Origin of the sequence: Microcystis sp. LE18-22.4A, from assembly GCF_027531105.1 — a bacterium.
GTDB classification, from domain to species: domain Bacteria; phylum Cyanobacteriota; class Cyanobacteriia; order Cyanobacteriales; family Microcystaceae; genus Microcystis; species Microcystis aeruginosa.
Window position 1 is genome coordinate 1 of sequence record NZ_JAPZRB010000318.1, and the last position, 2443, is coordinate 2443.

Consider the following 2443-nt stretch of genomic DNA (forward strand, 5'->3'; position numbering starts at 1 on the left):
GTGGGGTTATATCTCTAGCATCGAGTTTTAGCATTAACTGGCAATAATATCCATCAGCCCTTTTAACTATTCTTATCCGTTGAATTTGCCATTCTTGAAAATCCAACAAGTCTCGACTACCAATTAGTTTTAACTCCCCAAGGTTTTTTCCATCAGTGAAAGTTATTCTCTTGGAATTTCGATTAAGTTTCCAACCTGACTTTTTAAACTCAACAGAATGAGTACGTTTAGAGTATTTAGGATATCCTTTTTTACCAGCGATTTGATTCTTGCAATTGTTATAGAACCTAAGAATAGCAGTCCAAGTCCGTTCGCAAGCCTGTTGACAAGCTGTAGAGTTAAGGTCTTTGACAAAAGGATATTCATCTCTTAATTGAGTTGTGTATCGATAAATATCTTTTTGTCCTACACCTTTATTGTCTGCCCAATATCTAAGACATTTATTCCGAACAAACTGGACTGTCCGAATAGCCTCATCAATGGCTTGATATTGAGATGGTTTTCCTCTAAGCTTGTACTCTAAAACAAACATTTTGCGTTATCGACCTACCACGCAAACTATTCTAGCATACTAAAATTAAATTGGCAACTATAGATTAGAGTTATTCTTAGTCGTGCTTCGCTGTTCTATGCTGGCGGAACTTTTCATCTCCGAGGTGAAACCGAGGGTTCCTTCAAGCCGACATTATAGGTAAATAAGGAAGCGCACTTAATGCCCCAAGACTAGAATCTACCTCAGTGAAAGCAAATCTTACCTTATTAGCCATGAGTCAATTCTTGTTTCTCTTTTAATGCTTGAGCAAGAATGGCGGCAGCCTCAAAAGAGTCATGTAAACCTTGTCTAGGGAGATCATCTTCAATAGACATCGGTACAATACCAGAATCCTTGAGCAACTCGGCTACAAGAAAGTTAAGTAATAAGAGCTTATCGGAGTAAGACAATTGCTTTAGCAGGGGCGCAAATTGAGTAGTTGTCAGCATGGATTCAAGAAAGTTACGGATTTTGACTTTCTGCACTTTGTCTGAGTATAACACCACCTTTGCGCTAATCCCTGCCCCAAAAGCAGGCTAACTTTGCCGTTGGAGAGAAATCCCAGAAATGTTCAATCTAATCTTTATGGTTCTTCGGTTTGTGTCAGTGCGATGCCGAAGGCACTGCGTAGCAGTACGCCGCTCTGGTAGTTAATGAAATGTAACGCACCTCTTTTTTCTCTAGTCAAACTATTAGAGCCAGTCTTAGGTTAAGTTGCCGAAAAAACATCTAGCCGACGATGCCTCTAGCGACTAGATGCCATGATCAAGTCATGTCTGTCCCTGACTAAAATAGAATTAGCGATTTCCCTAAGAGACCTAATTCCATGACGATTATCACTCTTTCACGTTATGTCACCAGAAACAATGAGATTTTAGGTGGAGAGCCAATTATTGAAGGCACTCGCACATCTATTCGCGCAATCGTAGGTCTGTGGCGATTAGGTGTGATGCCAGAGGAAATTCCAACTCATTTACCTCATTTGACCTTAGCACAAGTGTTCGATGCCTTGAGTTTTTATTTGGATCATCAAGCAGAAATTAACGAGTACATTGAACGTAACCAAGTCCCCGATGAGTTGGTGCATCCTTCTGTAAAGGCAGCTTTGGGTAAGCTATGAGCATATTTGCTTCGCTTTACATGGACGAAGATATGTCGGCGTTAGTTGCAACACTTCTGCGTTCTCGTGGTTTAGATGTCACCACTGTTCCTGAGCAGTCAACTTTGGGCAAAACTGACAGCGAACAATTAGAATTTGCAGCTTCTTTAGGTAGATGTCTTGTCACCCACAACCGAGTTGATTTTGAACGATTGCATCTTCAATTCATAGAGGAAGGCAGAGAACATTGTGGAATTATTGTTGTCCCTCAGAAAACTGCCTACGAGGTCGTGCAACGGGTTGGTGTTTTAGTCAACACCTTAACTGTTGATAGTATTAATAATCAGTTACTATACGCATGATTTCTCCGCAAACTTACACTCTAAGCACAAGCCAGCTAACACGATGAAGCGGCGATGTTCTAGTTCATTCATCACCGCTGACCATTGCTGTTAGACAGAAATCCCAGAAATGTTCAATCTAATCTTTAGACCTCTTGCATAAATCCGAAAACAAACGATAGAAACAATAATGGGAGGGACTTTCAGTTAATTATTTATTAGTAGTTGATAATCTTCAAAAATGTTGCTGTACAAGGATCGACTTAAGACTTTTGCAAGAGGTCTTTTATAGTTCTTCGGTTTGTGTTAGTCCATGGACGGGGTTATAAGTACCTAAGCAAAATTAATTACACATCTAAGCCACTACTCCGTCAGACTTCTGGTGTGAGGAAACAGTGAACTGAAAACTCAAATCCGATCCCTAATAGCTGTCTCCCGTCTCCCGTCTCCCGTCTCCCGTCTCCCGTCTCC

General features: G+C 40.7%; 4 protein-coding genes. 2 read left to right on the plus strand and 2 right to left on the minus strand.

The genetic code is table 11. The annotated features are described in order from the left end of the window. Both O9295_RS14195 and O9295_RS14200 read right to left on the minus strand, forming a co-directional pair. A partial coding sequence (locus tag O9295_RS14195; RefSeq protein ID WP_288033445.1) for an RNA-guided endonuclease InsQ/TnpB family protein occupies nucleotides 1-532 on the minus strand: 532 nt, incomplete at its 3' end. A gap of 227 nt (nucleotides 533-759) precedes the next feature. Continuing rightward, on the minus strand, nucleotides 760-981 hold the full coding sequence (locus O9295_RS14200; protein ID WP_002755098.1) for a hypothetical protein: 222 nt from the start codon (nucleotides 979-981) through the stop codon (nucleotides 760-762). Nucleotides 982-1358: 377 nt separating this feature from the next. On the opposite strand from O9295_RS14200, the gene O9295_RS14205 reads away from it, so the two are divergent. Both O9295_RS14205 and O9295_RS14210 read left to right on the plus strand, forming a co-directional pair. Beyond that, nucleotides 1359-1652: a DUF433 domain-containing protein gene (locus O9295_RS14205; RefSeq protein WP_002794978.1), complete on the plus strand. Its 294-nt coding sequence runs from the start codon at nucleotides 1359-1361 to the stop codon at nucleotides 1650-1652. Continuing rightward, a complete protein-coding gene (locus O9295_RS14210) occupies nucleotides 1649-1993 on the plus strand; it encodes a DUF5615 family PIN-like protein (RefSeq protein WP_002794977.1) in 345 nt (114 codons plus the stop codon). The genes O9295_RS14205 and O9295_RS14210 overlap by 4 nt, the downstream gene beginning before the upstream one ends. The last annotated feature ends 450 nt before the right edge of the window (nucleotides 1994-2443 follow it).

Coding starts and splice junctions, on each gene's coding strand:
- O9295_RS14200 (WP_002755098.1), bottom strand. CDS start 981: ATGCTGACAACTACTCAATTTGCGCCCCTGCTAAAGCAATTGTCTTAC.
- O9295_RS14205 (WP_002794978.1), top strand. CDS start 1,359: ATGACGATTATCACTCTTTCACGTTATGTCACCAGAAACAATGAGATT.
- O9295_RS14210 (WP_002794977.1), top strand. CDS start 1,649: ATGAGCATATTTGCTTCGCTTTACATGGACGAAGATATGTCGGCGTTA.